Genomic DNA, 16,903 nt, shown 5'->3' on the forward strand with positions numbered 1-16,903 from the left:
GAGGTCGTTTGATTCATGGCTTCACGGCGATGCAAAAGACTGAGAGTCCGAACGGCAGCCGTCCCCCCCGCCGAATCCAGCGGTTCTCCAGGGAAAGCGGCAGCTTCAGGAGCCCGTTGACGGGCCCAGGCAGCGGGGCCACGTCGGAGGCCGGCTTCGCGTGCGAGGCCGAGCCCCGCTTGGCCAACCTCACCAGCGCGGCGATCGGGAAGAGCAAGGTGTTCCGGTACGTGAGCGTCCGGATCCGCAGGCCGGCGTCGGTCAACAGCCCCCGGAGCGACTCTCGGGTGAACCGGCGACGAACGTGGACCGCCTCGTCGTGGCTGCTGCGGAGCTTCGGATAGGCCGGCAGGTTGAGAACCAGCCAGCCCCCGGGCTTGAGCACCCTCGCCAGCTCGCGGAGGGCCTCGCCGTCGCCCGGCGGTTCGATGCAGCAAACGACGTCGGTCGAAAGCACCACGTCGAAGGACTGGTCGGGGAACGGGACGCGGCTGATCGAGGCCCGCGCCACGCCGTCGAGCCCTCGGCGGCGGAGGAACTCGAAGGCCGCCGGCGCCAGCTCCACGCCCAGGGCCTCCGTCCCCATCTTCCGGAGGGCGTCCAGGTGTTTCCCCGTGCCGCAGCCGGCGTCGAGAACGGCGACGGCTCCCCCCTGCTCCTTCGCCCGGGCCGCGACGAACGGCAGGACGAGGTCGCGCAGGCCCCAGTACCACCAGTGCGCGTCCTCGTTGCGGAACATCACGTCGTACTCAGCGGTCTCCATCGCCGGCCTCCTCTCGCACGGCGGCCGCGACGAACCGGGCTTCCGCGTCAGTCAACTCCGGGTAAAGCGGGAGCGAGACGACCTCGCGCGCCGCCCGCTCCGCGACGGGGAACCCGCCGGGCTCGCGGCCGAGGTCGCGGTAGGCCTCCTGCAGGTGGATCGGCAGCGGGTAGTGAACCGCCGTGGCCACCCCGCGCGCCAGCAGCCGCTCGCGGAAGCGCTCTCGATCAGGACGCTGGAGCACGTAGAGGTGATAGCAGTGGCGGGCGTTCGCCGCCTCGTGCGGCGTCGTCAGGCCGGCCGCCGCCAGCTCCTCGTCGTAGAACCGCGCCAGCGACCGCCGGGCGGCGACCCAGCCGTCGAGGTACGGCAGCTTGGCCCGGAGGATCGCCGCCTGGATCTCGTCCAGCCGCGAGTTGACGCCGCGGATCCGGTTGCGATACTTCGACTCCTCGCCGTAGTTCCGCAGGCTGGCGACCCGCGCGGCGATCTCCGGGTCGGCCGTCACGACCGCGCCGGCGTCGCCGCAGGCGCCGAGGTTCTTGGTCGGGTAGAAGCTGAAGCAGCCAGCGTCGCCGAGGGTCCCCACGGGCTTCCCCTCGTACAGAGCCCCGTGCCCCTGCGCGGCGTCCTCGACGACCTTCAGCCCGTGCTCACGGGCGAGGCGGAGGATCGGCCCCATTGGCGCGGGATGGCCGTACAGGTGCACCGGCACGACGGCCTTCGCCCGGCCGCCGACGCCCGTCTCAAGCTCCCTGCGGAGCGCCTGCGGGTCCAGGCAGAGCGTGACCGGATCGACGTCGACGAGCCGAGGGACCGCCCCGGCGGCGACGATCGCGCAGACCGTGGGCGCCGCCGTGAAGGCCGCCGTGAGCACCACGTCGCCCGGCTCCACGCCGCAGGCCCGAAGCGCCAGGGTCAGGGCGTCGGTTCCGGAGTTCACGCCCACCGCGTGCGCCGCTCCGCAGGAGGCCGCGAACTCGCGCTCGAACGCGGCGCATTCCTCGCCCAGCACATACCATCCCCGCGCCAGCACCCGGCTCGCGGCGGCGTCGACGTCCGCGCGGACCGCCCGGTACTGCCGCGCGAGGTCGAGGAATTCCACCCGACCAAAGCTCACCAGTAATGCTCCCGATGCTTGCGGTAGAAGTCGACCGTGCGCCGGACCCCCTCCTCCAGCCCGACCCGAGGCGTCCAGCCGACGATTCGGCGGATCTTCCGGACGTCCGAGCAGAAATCGCCCGGCTCCTGCGCGGCCCGCTCCGGCGAGAACGGGGCGAACTCCCAACTGCTCCCCGGCACGGCGTTCGTGATCGTCTCGGCCAGCTCGCGGAACGAGTACGCCCGGTTGTTCCCCACGTTGAGGACCTCGCCGTACGCCGCCTCGGTCACGGCGCATCGGAGCATCGCGTCCACGGCGTCGCTGACGTACACGAAGTCGCGGAGGTACGAGCCGTCGCCGTAAACCCGGATCACCTCGCCGTCGAGGGCCTGCCGGACGAACCAGTTGGCCACCCCGAACCGGTTGTGCCGCATCTGCGCCCGCTCGCCGTAGATGTTCGTCAGCCGCAACGTCACCGACCGCACGCCCTGGATGTCGTGGTAGATCTGAAAAAGCTGCTGCGCCGTCAGGCTCGACAGCTCATAGATCCCCTTGGGCCGGACCGGCTGCTCCTCGTTGACCGGCAGCATCACGGCCGATCCGTACTCTCCCCGCGTCCCGCTGTAAACCAGCCGCACGCCCGGGTTGTGGCGGCGGCAGGCCTCCAGCAGGTTGGCCGTTCCCTTGATGTTGATGTCGATGTCGATGAACGGATTGGTCTGACTCAGGACGTGGTCGTTCTGCCCGGCGAGGTGAAAAATGAAATCTTGTCCTCGGATGAGGAATTTCAGGCTCGACTCGCCGCGGATGTCGCTGAAGTTGACAGTGACCTGATCTTTGACATCCCGGATGTTGAATAGATTGCCGCCGTGATCGTCGAGCATCGCGTCCAGAATCGTTACGCGGGCTCCGAGATCGACGAGACGGATCGCGAGGTTGCTGCCGAGAAATCCCAGTCCTCCCGTGACGAGGACGCTTCGGTCTCGGAATTGATCGAGCCCCTGATCCTGATGCATGGCTGCTCCGCCTCCTGAAGAACCTCGCGGACGACGAACTGGGGCGTCTGGTTCCCCGATAGGAACAGCCGCCCGATGTACTCGCCGACGACGCCGAGCATCATCAATTGCACGCCGGAGAACGTCAGCAGCGTGACCACGATCGACGCCCATCCCACGGGCGTTCCGGGCCGCAGAATCCACTCAATCGTCGTCGCCACGCCCAGCGCCACGCCCAACAGGCTGGCCACAAAGCCGGCGAACGTGCTCACCCGCAAGGGAAGCACGGAGAAGTTGACGAACATGTTGAGCCAAAGCGCTAACAGCTTGCGCAGCGTATAGTTGGATCGCCCCACCGTGCGCGGGTCGTGCCGCACCTGGAGGACGCCGATCCGCCGCGTGCAGCGCAGGATCAGGCCGTCGATGTACGGATACGGCCCGGTGTATCGCAGCACCTCGTTGACCGTGAACCGGTTCATGCACTTGAAGCTGGAGAGGTAAAGCCCTGGCGGCTTGTCCAGCAGAACCGTGGCCACCCGATCGTTGAACCGGCTCCCCAGGTTGCGAAACCAGTGGTGGTGCTTGCGTTCGTAGCGGGTGTAGACCACGTCGTAGTCGTGCCTGGCGGCGTGCGCGACGAGCCGGCGAACCTCCTCGGGAGGGTTCTGGAAGTCGTCGTCCATCACGACGACATGCGATCCCGTGGTGTGCCGAAGACCCGCCATCACCGCGTTGTGCTCGCCGAAGTTCTTCGCCAGCTCAACGTAAACGACGTGCTCCGGATAACGCTCCTGAAGCGTCCGGCAGACCACGCCGCTGTGGTCTGGGCTGCCGTCGTTGACCAGCACGATCTGAAGTCCGTCGCGGTCGAGGACCTCCACCAGCCGAGTCACCAGCGGACCGATCGTCTCGGCTCCGTTGTAAACTGGGATAACGATGCTGCAAGACATTGCCGTCACGTCCTTTCCATCAAATCGTCGCTCGTCGCTATTCTGCCCACCGGATAGCGCTCCCTCGATCAACGGTCCGCCGTCGGACCTTCGAGGACGCAGCGGTGACGCCGCCTTCGCTGAACAGCCGGCCCGTCTCCAGGCCGCAGCTTCTTGATGTTGGGAGCTGACAGAGGATGGGAAGCGGCGACGAGGTCGTCGTCACGACCCGCCTGAAGCGTCTGAGCGGTCGAGTACGACCGCCTCGAAGCGCGAGATCGCGCTCCGGCCCCGCCGAGGTCGGCGAGCAGACGCTGCAGATCCGTCAACAACGAGGGCGACAGAGCTCGATCGTGAGCGAAGTGAACATGACAGGCTGGCGGGCTGCGGGAGAGCCTATTCGCACAGCGTCCGGGGAGGACGCCGACGAATCGAGCAGGCGGACGCAATCGGCGAGGCCGAACATCAGACAGTCGAGCGGTCCCTTCGTCGGTGTGGCCTTGAAGGCGATGAAAAACGCCCGGCAACGGTCCGTGCGACCGCGACGCCCCGGCAGGTGAGAAGCCTCACCCGCCTTCGACGCCTTGATCCGACAAACCGCTGCTCCTCGCGACGCGCAGGCCGCGGGCCGCAGAACCGACGCGCCCGGATCCTGCTTCGTCGACTGGGGCCCAGCCGCAACCGGCCGGAGCATCAAGCCCGGCACGATCGCGTGCGCCACAAACGACTGGGCGATCACGAGCCACACCACCAAACAGGCTTTACGCTTGTGATTGCGGATCAAAACGAAAACCCTGGCCGCGGAGGGAGAGGCCGACGCCTTCAAAGCTTGGCGTGTAAGCACAACCAGCCCGAGGTGAAAACCGCCATGCCCCTATTAGTGACTTACACGCCGCGCCGAGCAAGAAGAAAAGGGGCTTTCGGACTAGATTTCCGCATCTTAATATCCTAAGCACTACGGAGTTACGGCGACGCTAGCGAGTCATGCAACCGCGCATCGAAGCTGGCGAACCGGCCATTCTCGGCGAAAACCTGGGGCCCCCGCCCAGCCCTGAAGCACGAAAAAACGTCTCGGCCGCGCTTGTCCGGTTTAATCAGGAGGCGCGGCCGTATTCATGCGCAAAGGCGCTAAAACCCTGGAATCAGGATGAAGCCCCGGCTATCCTGAACCCGAAGCACGCTCAATGATCTGAAATTCATTCCCGCCTCTCGCTTGCTTGCTCGTGCATTCGTTGGTCAACGCCTACCGTCCGCCGCGGCCGAGTCCGCCGAACAGGGGTCTGCGCATGCTCAAGCTCACCGGCGAAGGCCGCACCACGACCTGCGACGGCGCGACCCGTCGCGACTTCCTCCAGGCCGGCGCCCTGGGGGCGATCGGTTTCGGCCTGCCACAATGGTTCGCGGCGAAGGCCGCCGGGGCGGTCAAGCCCGGGGCCGAGGACCGCTCCTGCATCATGATCTTCAACCTGGGAGCCCCCAGCAACACGGACCTCTGGGACATGAAGCCGGACGCCCCCGCCGAGATCCGCGGGCCGTTCAAGCCGATCGCCAGCAAGGCCCCGGCGATCCAGTTCTCTGAGATCCTCCCCCGCCACGCCGCGATCGCCGACAAGATTTCGCTGGTCCGATCCTGCCATCACACCGGCGCGGCGGTGCACGACGCCGGCTGGCAGGTCATGCAGACGGGCCGGATCTTCTCCGGCGGCGTCAACACGCCCCACATCGGCTCGGTCGTCGGCCGCCTCAAGGGCCGCAAGACCGACCTGCCGCCGTTCGTCGTCCTGCCCGAGTTGATGGGCCGGGGCGGCGGCAACCTCCCCAACGGCCAATCGGGCGGGTTCCTGGGGAAGGCCTACGACCCGTTCGTCCTGAACGCCGACCCCTCCAAGCCCGGCTTCCGCGCCCCCGACCTGCTCCCCACGCCGGAGATGGGGAGCGTCCGGCTGGACCGCCGTCGCAAGATCCGCGAGCTGGTGGACGACGCCGTCTCGACCTTCGAGGCCTCAGAGGACGCCGCCCTGCTCGGCGAGGACTTCCAGTCCGCCTTCCGCCTGATGAGCAGCCCCGAGGCCCGCGAGGCGTTCGACCTGGGCCGTGAGCCCTCCGAGGTCCGCGAGCGCTACGGGATGACCCGGCTCGGCCAGTCCTGCCTGCTGGCCCGCCGTCTGGTGGAGGCGGGCGTCCGGTTCGTCACCGTCAACGCATTCCTGACCGTCTTCGACGAGATCACCTGGGACATCCACGGCTCGAAGCCGTTCACCTCGATCGAGGGGATGCGCGACATCGTCTGCCCGATGTACGACCAGGCGTACTCCGCCCTGATCGAGGACCTGGACCGCCGCGGGATGCTCGATTCGACGCTCGTCTGCAACCTCGCCGAGTTCGGCCGGACGCCCCGGATCAACCCGGCGGGGGGTCGCGACCACTGGCCGCTTTGCTACACGGTGGGGTTCGCCGGCGGCGGCGTGCAAGGAGGCCGCGTCGTCGGCGCCAGCGACCCGATCGGCGCCGTGCCGGCCGACCGGCCGACCTCGCCGGGGGACGTGGCGGCGACCATCTTCCACTGCCTCGGCCTGGACCTGGAAGCCACCCTCCCCGGCCCCGCCGGCCGGCCCTTCCCGCTCGTCGACTTCGGCTGCCGAGAGATCCGCGAACTGTTCTGATAACACCCGAGGCGCTCCGACCATGATGCCTGATCGTTACGCCTTTTGGGGAACCTTGCCGAAAACCGTCTTCCCCCCTGGAGGGGGAAGACAGACCGCGAAGCGGTCAGATGAGGGGGACGACCGCCGTGGGATTGATGATCCTCGCCGGTGCCAGGTCCAACGCCGATCGTCCCCCTCATCCGGCCCTTCGGGCCACCTTCCCCCTCCAGGGGGGAAGGCCGTTATGGCGGCTCCCTCAAGATCCTTGACGGTGAAGTCGCTTATCGCCGCCTTCACCTTCGTTTCCGCCGCCCTCGCGCGGGCCGAGACTCCGCCGCCGATCGCGGCGCTCCCAGCCGAGGTCGCGCTGAGCACGCCCGCGAGCCGCCAGCGGCTGATCGTCCAGGAGTCGGCCCGCGGCGAGACCGGCGGCCAGATCGTCGAGGGGGTCTCCTGGTCGTCCAGCGACCCGGCCGTGGCCCAGGTCAAGGACGGCGTCGTGGAGCCCGTCGGGGACGGAGCCGCGACGATCACGGCCCGCGTCGGCGACCGTTCGGCCGACGTTAAGGTGACAGTCTCCGGAATGTCCCGCCCCTTCGAATGGTCCTTCCGCGGCCACGTCCAGCCGGTGCTGGCGAAACAGGGGTGCAACTCGGGGGCCTGCCACGGGGCGCTCGCGGGCAAGGGAGGCTTCCGGCTCTCTCTGCAGGGGTACGACCCCGACGCCGACTTCTTCAACATCGTCAAGCAGGATCGCGGACGCCGCGTCGAGTTGAGCGACCCCGGCCGCAGCCTGTTCCTGGCCAAGCCCACCGGCGCGATCCCCCACAAGGGAGGAGTGAAGTTCGCGACCGACTCGCTCGAATACCGCATCCTCTCCGAGTGGATCGCCGCCGGCGCGCCGACCCCCTCCGAGACCGACCCGCGCGTCGAGCGCCTGGAAGTCGCCCCGTCGCGGTCGATCCAGAATGTCGGCCGGTCGCAGCAGGTTCTCGTCCGGGCCGTCTACACGGACGGTCGCACCGAGGACGTCACCCGTTGGGTCAAATGGTCGTCGGCCGACGAGTCCGTCTGCCGGATCGACGACCAGGGGAAGGTGCAGGTCGTCGGCCCCGGCGAGGGCGCCGTGGTCGCCTGGTTCGCCAGCAAGCTGGCGATCGCCCGCGTCACGGTCCCCTACAAGGGGGAGCCCGCCTCTTCCGGCGAGGTCGTCGACAATCGCAAGCCCCGGAACTTCATCGACGAGAAGATCGACGAGCAGCTCGCCAGGCTGGCTCTGCCGGCCTCGCCCGCCTGCACCGACGCCGAGTTCCTTCGCCGCGCGTTCATCGACGCCGTCGGCCGGACGCCGACCGCCGACGAGGTCCGCGCGTTTCTGGCCGACCCCTCGGAAGATCGCCGCGACGCCCTCGTCGACCGCCTGCTCGCCTCGCCGGAGTTCGTCGACTACTGGACCTACAAGTGGTGCGACGTCCTGACCCTCAACGGCACGCGGCTCCGCCCCGCGGCGCTCAAGGCGTACTACCAGTGGGTCCGCAAGCAGGTGGCCGACAACGTCCCCTGGGACCGCTTCGTCCGCGAGATCGTCACCTCCGCCGGCGAGAGCGTGGAGAACGGGGCGACCAATTTCTACGCCCTCAGCCAGTCGCCCGAGGACATGACCGAGAACGTCAGCCAGGCGTTTTTGGGCCTCTCGATCGGCTGCGCCAAGTGCCACAATCACCCGCTCGAAAAATGGACCAACGACCAGTACTACGGCATGGCCAGCCTGTTCGCCCGGGTCCGCGCCAAGGGCTGGGGCGGCGAGGGTCGCAACGGCGACGGCCTCCGCACGCTGTACGTGGCGGAGTCCGGTGAACTCGTCCAGCCCCGAACCGGCAAGCCCCAGCCGCCGACGCCGCTCGACGGCGGGTCGCTGGCCTTCGACGATCCGGCCGACCGCCGCGTCGCGCTGGCGAAATGGCTCACGGCCCCGGAGAACCCGTACTTCGCCCGGTCGATCGCCAACCGGGTCTGGGCGAACTACTTCGGCGTCGGCCTGGTTGAGCAGGTCGACGACATGAGGGCGACGAACCCGGCCAGCAACGAGGCGTTGCTCTCGGCGACGGCGGCGTTCGTGGTCGAGAAGAAGTTCGACCTCAAGGCGCTGATGAGGGAGATCCTCCGGTCGAACGCCTACCAGCGATCGAGCAAGCCGCTGGCCGGCAATGAGCCCGAGCATCGATTCTACTCGCGCTACTACCCCCGGCGGATGATGGCCGAGGTCCTGCACGACGCGATCGTCCAGGCGACCGACGCGCCGACGAAGTTCGAGTTCATCGGCTTCCCCGGCGGCGATAAGGAAAAGACCGACTTCTACCCGCCCGGCACCCGGGCGATCCAGCTTTACGACGCGGCCGTGGAGAACCCGTTCCTCCAGTCGTTCGGCCGCAACCCGCGGCGGATCGTCTGCGAGTGCGAACGCTCCGACGAGCCGACGATGGCCCAGGTGCTGCACCTGTCCAACGGCACGACCCTCAACGAGAAGCTCCACGTCAAGGAGGGCCGGATCCATCGCCTGATCCGCCTCCGCCGAACGGGGATGTCGGACGCGGCGCTGATCGACGAGTTGTACCTCTGGTCCCTCGCCCGCTTCCCAACTGCCGCCGAACGCACGAAGCTCCAGGACCTCCTCCCCCCGCCCAACGACCCGACCGAAGTCGAGGTGGTCGAGGATCTGGCCTGGGGGCTGATGAGCAGCCGGGAGTTCTTGTTCAATCACTGATCTATCAACGACGACGGCCTTCCCCCCTCGCGGGGGTGTATGGTCCCGGAACACCACCTGTCGACCAAGGGCCGATGACCATGCCGCTCCACCTCCTCGCGGCGACGCTGATCGCCATCGCCCCGACGCCCGACTACAAGGACGGGGTCGCGCCCGTCCTCAAGAAGTACTGCGCCGGCTGCCATGACGCCGAGGAGCCCGAGGGCGACTTCTCGGTCGCCACCTACGCCGCGCTGCGAAAGGGAGGGAGCCGAGGGGCCGCGGTCGTCGCGGGCGATCCCAAGAAGAGCCTGATGATGCGGCTCATGACGGGGGGCGGCAAGCCGGTCATGCCCCCCAAGAACGAGCCCAAACCGTCGGCCGATGAGATCACCCTGATCGAGGCGTGGATCGCCGCCGGCGCGCAGGGGCCGGTCGGCGAGGAGCCTCCCCGTCTGGCATTGGCCGTCCCCAAGGTCCCCTCGCACGCGAAGGTCCGGCCGGTCGCCGCGCTCGACGTCTCGCGCGACGGCCGCCTGACCGCCGTGGCCCGCGACGCCGAGGTGACGCTCGTCGAGGGGACCGACGCATCGAAGGGCCGGACGATCGGCAAGCACCCGGGACAGGTCACCGCGGTCCACTTCACGGCGGACGGCCAGCGCCTGGTGACGGCCTCGGGAGTGGCCGGGCTGGGGGGCTTCGCGGCGATCTGGAACACGGCCGACGGCTCGCTCGTCCGCTCGTTCGAGGGCCACCACGACATCCTCTACGACGCCGAGCTTTCCCCTGACGGCCGCCGCCTGGCCACCTGCAGCTACGACAAGAACATCGAGATCCGCGACGCCGCGACCGGCGCCCTGCTCCACACGCTGGAGGGCCACACCGGGGCCGTCTACGACCTGGCGTTCAGCCCCGACGGCCGCTTCCTCGTCACGGCCAGCGCCGACGACACCTGCAAGGTCTGGCGCGTCGAGGACGGCACGCGGATGGACACGCTTCCTCAACCCCTGAAGGCCGAATTCTGCTGCACCTTCACCCCGGACGGACGCTCGATCGTCGCCGGCGGCGGCGACGGCAACATCCGCGTCTGGCGGTTCGACTCGCGCGAGAAGCCCGGCCTCAACCCGATGACCTTCGCCAAGTTCGCCCACGAGGGGACCATCATCCACCTCACCTTCTCGCCTGACGGCGCCACCCTGGTCACCACGGCCGAGGACCGGACCGTCAAGGTCTGGCGGGCCTCCGACTACAGTGAGATCCACTCCTGGCCCGACCAGCCCGACGTCCCCTCCGCCCTCGCCTTCGCGAGCGCATCGCGGATCGACGTCGGCCGGATGGACGGCTCGCTGGCGACGTTCACGGTCCCGCGCAACGCCACGGCCGACGCCGCCCCGGCGCAACCCGCGCCGGCCGTCCTCGCCGTTTCAGAGTCCGAGGAGTCCGTCCAGCAGGGCGAGGAACACGAGCCCAACAACCAGCCCGAGCAGGCGCTGGCGATCCGCATCCCCGCCCGTATCACGGGCAAGATCGCCGACGGCCCGGCTGCGGGGGGAGACGTCGACTACTACCGCTTCTCGGCGAAGGCCGGAGAGCAGTTCATCTTCGAGATCGACGCCGCCCGGTCCGCCCCGAAGCCGCCCCCCAAACCGGCCGCGAAACCAGCGGCGAAGGCCGCCGCAAAGGCCGAGACCAAAGCCGTCGCAAAGCCTGCCCCGAAGGCCGCCGCCAAGCCTGACGCCATGGCCATGGCCGAAGCCGAACCGGCCTCGAAGCTGGACTCGTTCATCGAGGTGCTCAACGCCAAGGGAGAGCGAATCCCTCGCGTCGTCCTGCAGGCCGTTCGCGAGTCGTACTTCACCTTCCGCGGGAAGGACGGAAACCAGTTCAACGATTTCCGGATCTTCAACTGGGAAGAAATGTCGATCGACGAATATCTTTACGCGAACGGCGAGGTCGCCAAACTGTGGCTGGCCCCGCGCGGGGCGGATTCCGGCTTCCTCGTCTATCCCGGCCGTGCGGGCCGGTGGGGGTACTTCGACACGACCCCCCTGGCCCACGCCCTGAACGAGCCCTGTTACATCGTTCAGCCGCATCCGCCGGGGACGAAGATCGCCCAGAACCGCCTGCCGGTCTTCACGATCCACTATGAGAACGACGACGACTCCCTCCGCGAGTTGGGCAAAGACTCCAAACTGACCTTCACCGCCCCGGCCGACGGCGAGTACCTGGTGAAGGTCCGCGACGTCCGCGGCCTCCAGGGGCCCGACCACGGTTACACCCTCATCGCCCGCCCGCGCCGGCCGGACTTCTCCGTGACGACCGCCGTGGTCGGCAAGACGCCCAAGATCCCCCCGGGAGGCGGCCGCGAGTTCCGCGTCTCCGCGCGTCGGATCGACGGCTACGACGGGCCGATCCGCGTCGACCTGGAGGGCCTGCCGCAAGGCTTCCACGCCTCCACCCCCGTTGTGATCGAGGCCGGTCAGGTCGATGCCGAGGGCGTGATCTTCGCCGACCCCGGCGCGACCGCTCCCGAGGAGGCTGAGGCCAAGCTCGGGAAATTCGTCGCGACGGCCCAGATCGACGGCCGCTCCGTGACCCACGAGGCCGGCGCCCTGGGGGCGATCTCGATCGATGCGGAGTCGAAGCTGAAAGTCGCCATCGCCGTGGCGACGGATGGAGCGCAGCCCGTCGCGGCGACGGGCGACGGCCCGCTCGAATTCGTCGTCGAGGCCGGCAAGACGATCACGCTCAAGCTCGTCGTCGAGCGCAACGGCTTCGACGGCCCGATCCCGTTCGGCACCGAGGGCGCCGGGAGAAACCTCCCCTACGGCGCCTTCGTCGACAACCTGGGGCTCAACGGCCTGCTTGTCGTCGCCGGCCAGAACGAGCGGACCTTCTTCGTCACCGCCGGCCCGACTGTCGGCGAGCAGGTCCGGCCGCTCCACCTGACGACGGCCGCCGGCGGCGGTGCGTCGAGCCGACCCGTCCTTCTCCGCGTGGTCAAGCCCGCTCCGGGAAGCCCGCAGGTCGCGGGAACGGCCTCCACCCGCTGAAAGGCGTCGCATGAACCGTCGGACCTGGCTGCAACTCAGCGCCTCGGCCGCGATCGCGCCGCGATTCGCGAACGCTGCGACGGCGCGATCGGCCGCCGAGGGCGTTGAACAGGCGCGTGGGGAGATCCGTCGGCGGTTCCTCGACCGCCACGGCGTCATGGTCGACTTCACGGGCCTGGACGGCTCCGTCGACCTCCCCACGCCCGACGAGTGCCGCGCCGGCAAGCCGAACGCCCTGGGCTGGTTCCAGCCGATCGAGAACGGCTCGATGTTCAACGGCCTGTACATGGACGCCGCCGTCAACGCCTGGCGACGCTCGCGGACCGAGGCCGACGCCGCCGAGGCCCGGCGTCTGATGGAGGGCCTGCTCCTCCTCAACAGCGTCAGCGACCAAGCCCCCGGCTTCGTGGCGCGGGGCGTCTCGACCGACGGCCGCTCGCACTTCCCCATGGGCTCGAACGACCAGACGGGGCCGTGGTTTTACGGGCTCTGGCGCTACTGGCGCGACGGGCCGGCGACCGACGAGGAGCGGCGGCGGATCGTCTCCCATTTCCTCGCCACGGCCGAGGCCGTCATCCGGCTCGGCTGGAAGATGCCCGCCGAACCTCCCTACCCGACGCGCGGGACGTTCGCCGGCTTCGGCTTCGACGACGCCCCCCGCCCGCTCTTCGTCCTCCGCGCCCTCCACGCGATGACCGGCGACGCGGCCTGGGAACGTCGCTGCCGGGAGATGCTCGACGAGCGCGGGCCCGAGGGCCGCACCCGGCGCGAGGTCTGCGAGCGGGGCATGGTCTACACCTACGCGCCGACCCACGCCTGGACGTCGTGCGTCTCCGTCGCCGCGCTCCGGGGCCTGTGGGAGATGGAGGACGACCCAGCCGCCAGGGCCGCCTTCGCCCGCGGCCTGGCCGCCAGCGCCCGGCTGGCCGCCGGAGGTCTCCCCGTCTATGCCAGGTTCGACCCCGCCGACCGCTCGCCGTTCACCACCGACTGGCGACAGTCGATGATGCCCCTGTGGAAGCCCCAGGCCGACGAGCGCGAGGCCCAGGCGTTGGCCCAGGCCCAGGTCCGCGAGTTCGAGAAGGCCTCTCCCCGGCGTCGGCTGGAGAACGCCTTCATCCGCGAACCCACCGCCGCGGCCTGGATCGTCTCACTCGCCCCCGACGCCGACCTCGTGCGGTCCCTCGCGACGGAGATCGCCCGCATCGCCGCGCACTACGACTACTCAAAGCTTCATTACTGCACGTTTTTCTGGATCGTCGACGCCTGGCTTCGGACAGAGGTCCTGAAGGCGGAGTGACGCCGCCTCAGGGCTTCGCGCCGTAGGGCGAGTTGGATTCATAGGGGGGGCGCGACAGCGACGACGGCGGGCCGAAGAGACCGGGTTCGCCCGACGGTTGACCGCTGCGCGGGGGGATCGTCGGCGATGGAATCGACGGAGCCGGCTCGGTCGACGGCAGGGCGAAGCTCGGCGCGTTCGGCAGGTTCGGCAACGAACCGCCAGGACGAGCGCGGAACGGGGACTCGCCCGACGGCGGCCCCGGCGTGCGGTCGGGACCGGCCTCAACGGGCGCGGCGGCCGGGAGTTGCTCGGCCGAAATTGGCAGCGGCCCGCCCACGGCGTACTCCAGCCGCGCCAGGGCCCGCTGGTACTGATAGAAGGCCGAGTTGAACGTCTGCTCGGACTTCGTCTCCGACGCCCGCGCCTCGACGACCTCGGCCGGCGTGGCGTCGCCCGCCTGGTAACGGCTGCCGACCAGTCGGTGGTTCTCCACCGCCTGGAGGTACACGGCGCGGGCGGCGTCGATCCGCGATCGGGCGTCCTCGAAGGATCGGAACGCCTCGTTGACCTCGAAGGCGATCAGGTCGCAGACCTGTTGCGCCTGGGCCTCCGCCCCGCGCAGGCCGGCCTCCGCCGAGCGGAGCTGGCCCCGCCGCTTGCCGCCGGCGTAAAGGTCCTGCGTCAGAAAGATGCCACCGGCGCCGACGTTCGCATTCTGCACGCCGGTTCCCGTGACGTTCGAGTAGCCGGCCTGAACCGACACGCTGGGGAGGAACTCAGCGCGGGCGAAATCGACCCCTTCCCGCGCAATGGCGATCCCTCGCAAAACCACGGGGATTTCCCGCCGGTTCGCCACCGAGATCTCCAGCGCCCCCTTCAACTCCAGGTCGAGTCGGGGGGCGTCGCGACGCTCAGCGACCCTCGTGGGGGCGTTGACGTTGATCCCCATCGTCTGGTTCAGCGCGGCGACCGCCACCTCTTCCTCGCTCCTGGCGTCGGATTGGGCCTGGCGCACGCTGGCGAGATCGGCCTCCACGCGCAGGGCCTGTTCCCGGGTGATGGAGCCTCGCTGCAGGAGGTCGCCGGCCTCGCGACGGTAAGCCTCGGCGCGCTCGACGGCCCGGTCGGCGATCTTCCGGGCCGATTCGGCTTCCAGAACCTGGAAGTACGTCCGCGCCACCTGATAGGCGACGGTCTGGCAGGCGCGGTCGGCCTCCAGCCGGGCGACCTCGGTCTTGAACCGGGCCTGGCGGTCCTTGGAGAGGAGCCGGCCGAACTGGAAGATGGTCCACTTCATCTGGACTTCGCTGACGTGGAAGTCCTGCGCTCCGGGACCAAACCCACGCACCGGCAGAACGGGAAATCGGCCGCGCGTGCCAACGAACCCCACGTCCGACGAGAACGCCTGGTAGCCGTAGTTCCCCTGAAAGGCCGGCTTGAACGCGGCGTCGACGACTTCCAGATCGCCCATCGAGGCGTCGACGGCCGCCCGGGCGGCCCTCAGCACGGGGCTGTAGCGCATGGCCAGTTCGCGGGCTCGCTCCAGCGACAACTCCTCGGCCAGGGCTTCGGCTTCCGCCTCGCCTTCCCTGGGCTTCTCGCCGACGGCGGCCTCCTCGGGCCGGGAGCCGGCCGGCTTCGCGTCGGGCAAAGGCTCGCGAGAAGGCTCGGCCCGCGACTCCTGCTGCGCGCCGGAGGTTTTCACGACGCCGGCGTCGACCGTCGCGGCCCCCTTCGCGGCTTCGAGCCCCTCGCCGTTGATCCGGCGAACCAGGTCGGCCCGCTCGTACGTGGCGGGTTGATGGACGCAGCCGAGTTCGCCTGCCACGGCGCAGACGGAGGCAAGTCCCAAGACCTTCAATCGTCCATGAATTCGCATGCGACGAGTCGCCCCAGCGATCGTTTCAGCCGTGCATCCTTGCGCGGCGAGGGCCGAGGTGGAGACGTGGGCCCGCCCTGTTCTGCGTCAAATCGCCGCCGGGGTCAAGGTCGATCAATCCATCGCGGGGCTTGATCCATCGGTTACGATGAAGCCGGAACGGGACGGGGTCCCCACACTCCGAAGTCAACCCTCCGAGCATCCACAGCACCATGACCACCCCCCGCCGACATGCCCCGATCGGGCTTGCCTTCTCCCTTCTCGTCCTGTCCACGGCCGCGGCTCCGCCGGAGGCGACCGTCTGGACGCCTGGCCCGCTGGAAGTGGCCGTGGCCTTGCCCCAGCCCGTCGATGCGTCGACGGCCGCCGCGCTGGCGGGGCGGACGATCGCGTATTACGAGGACGGCGAGGGGATGCCGGGTCCATCGGCCGAACCCCTCGGCGCGCTGAAGATCGCCGGTGTGAAGGTCGAGGACGGAGGCCGGCTGCTGGTGCTGGCGACCGACCCGCACCCTCGGCAGGCTCGCTACGTCCTGCCGCTCGACGGCCTGGCCGCGAAAACGGTCTACGGCCTCAACGGCGTGGAGGCGTCGTGGTTCGAGGGCGCCGAGCCCGGCCCCGAGCCTTCGTGGAAAGGATGGCTGCCGGGACTCGACCCCCGCGCCTCGCGACGGGCCGCCGACCTCCGCAAGGTCGGCAGGCTCCGGCTGGACGCCATGGTGAAGCTCCCCGCCGCCGGCAAGGTCGAGGCGACGATCGAATCCCCCGCGCCGGTCGTCGAGTGCTTCTTCGGCGACGGCGAGCCCGAGGGAGGGCCGAAGTCCCGCATGACCTTCACCATCGCCGACGCCTCGCAGCCGGTCTTCCTTTCGCTGACGATCCGGACCGGCCCCGACGCGACCCCCGGCCCGATCAAGCTCTCGTGGACGCCCAACGAGTCCGCCGCCCCGGCGAAGTTCCTGCTCCCCTGGGCCACCCCCGCTCCGACCGCCGCCGCCCCTGAGCCCCTGGAGATCCCCAACCTGGCCGGCGGCGACCCGTCGCGCGGCGAAGCGGCCTTTTTCAGCAAGGAAGCGCTCTGCTCGCAGTGCCACATCGCCGCCGGCAAGGGGAACAACGTCGGTCCCGACCTCACGAAGATCGGCCGCAAGGGAGCGGATTACATCTTCCGCAGCATCGCCCTGCCGAATGAGACGGTCGCACCCGACTTCGTCTCGTACACGGTTTCGATGAAGGACGGCCGCGTCGCCTCGGGCGTCGTCCGCGCCCAGGGGCCGGACGAAATCCGGATCATCGACGCCGAAGCCAAGCCCACCATCATCCGCCGCGACGAGATCGAGGAGTTCCGCCCCGCCTCCACCTCCCTCATGCCCCCCGGTCTGGTCCCCGTGCTGGGCGAGGCCCGGCTCCGCGACATCGTCGCCTACCTCATGAAGACGGCCGCCGAATAACCCGCGTTGACATTCATCGATCCCTCCGATTGCGCTGGCCTGCATCACGGCGGTTCGGGTA

The 16,903-nt window shown here is 69.1% G+C and carries 10 protein-coding genes; 5 read left to right on the forward strand and 5 right to left on the reverse strand.

Going from position 1 to position 16,903, the window contains the following annotated elements; genetic code table 11:
• Positions 1-13: 13 nt before the first annotated feature.
• Genes G5C50_RS11220 through G5C50_RS11235 form a run of 4 tightly spaced genes read right to left on the reverse strand, consistent with a single transcriptional unit; the run spans position 14 to position 3,810 of the window.
• Positions 14-763, reverse strand: a complete 750-nt coding sequence (locus tag G5C50_RS11220) for a class I SAM-dependent methyltransferase (RefSeq protein WP_165069059.1) — start codon at positions 761-763, stop codon at positions 14-16.
• Positions 750-1,883 carry a DegT/DnrJ/EryC1/StrS family aminotransferase gene (locus G5C50_RS11225; protein ID WP_206107649.1) on the reverse strand — a complete coding sequence of 378 codons (1,134 nt, stop codon included), beginning with the start codon at positions 1,881-1,883 and terminating at the stop codon, positions 750-752. Before G5C50_RS11225 ends, G5C50_RS11220 begins: the two co-directional genes overlap by 14 nt.
• Positions 1,880-2,881, reverse strand: coding sequence for an NAD-dependent epimerase/dehydratase family protein (locus G5C50_RS11230; protein WP_165069062.1), 1,002 nt, complete (start codon positions 2,879-2,881; stop codon positions 1,880-1,882). The genes G5C50_RS11225 and G5C50_RS11230 overlap by 4 nt, the downstream gene beginning before the upstream one ends.
• Positions 2,764-3,810: a glycosyltransferase family 2 protein gene (locus G5C50_RS11235; RefSeq protein ID WP_165069064.1), complete on the reverse strand. Its 1,047-nt coding sequence runs from the start codon at positions 3,808-3,810 to the stop codon at positions 2,764-2,766. Before G5C50_RS11235 ends, G5C50_RS11230 begins: the two co-directional genes overlap by 118 nt.
• A 1,265-nt stretch (positions 3,811-5,075) precedes the next feature.
• Here G5C50_RS11235 and G5C50_RS11240 point away from each other — a divergent pair.
• The 4 genes from G5C50_RS11240 to G5C50_RS11255 all read left to right on the forward strand — a co-directional run bounded on the left by G5C50_RS11240 (position 5,076) and on the right by G5C50_RS11255 (position 13,530).
• Positions 5,076-6,452, forward strand: a complete 1,377-nt coding sequence (locus tag G5C50_RS11240; RefSeq protein ID WP_165069067.1) for a DUF1501 domain-containing protein — start codon at positions 5,076-5,078, stop codon at positions 6,450-6,452.
• 253 nt (positions 6,453-6,705) lie between these two features.
• Positions 6,706-9,198, forward strand: a complete 2,493-nt coding sequence (locus G5C50_RS11245) for a DUF1549 domain-containing protein (RefSeq protein ID WP_206107650.1) — start codon at positions 6,706-6,708, stop codon at positions 9,196-9,198.
• Between the two features lie 74 nt (positions 9,199-9,272).
• Entirely contained in the window at positions 9,273-12,230 is a 2,958-nt protein-coding gene (locus G5C50_RS11250; RefSeq protein WP_206107651.1) for a c-type cytochrome domain-containing protein, read from the forward strand.
• Positions 12,231-12,240: 10 nt separating this feature from the next.
• Entirely contained in the window at positions 12,241-13,530 is a 1,290-nt protein-coding gene (locus G5C50_RS11255) for a hypothetical protein (RefSeq protein ID WP_165069075.1), read from the forward strand.
• A 7-nt stretch (positions 13,531-13,537) separates the two neighbouring features.
• Here the strand turns inward: G5C50_RS11255 and G5C50_RS11260 are convergent, their stop codons facing one another.
• A complete protein-coding gene (locus G5C50_RS11260) occupies positions 13,538-15,364 on the reverse strand; it encodes a TolC family protein (protein ID WP_165069078.1) in 1,827 nt (608 codons plus the stop codon).
• 239 nt (positions 15,365-15,603) lie between these two features.
• Between G5C50_RS11260 and G5C50_RS11265 the strand changes: the two genes are divergently transcribed.
• Positions 15,604-16,842, forward strand: coding sequence for a c-type cytochrome (locus tag G5C50_RS11265; RefSeq protein ID WP_165069080.1), 1,239 nt, complete (start codon positions 15,604-15,606; stop codon positions 16,840-16,842).
• The last annotated feature ends 61 nt before the right edge of the window (positions 16,843-16,903 follow it).

This window comes from Paludisphaera rhizosphaerae (assembly GCF_011065895.1).
In the GTDB taxonomy this organism is placed as follows: Bacteria; Planctomycetota; Planctomycetia; order Isosphaerales; family Isosphaeraceae; genus Paludisphaera; species Paludisphaera rhizosphaerae.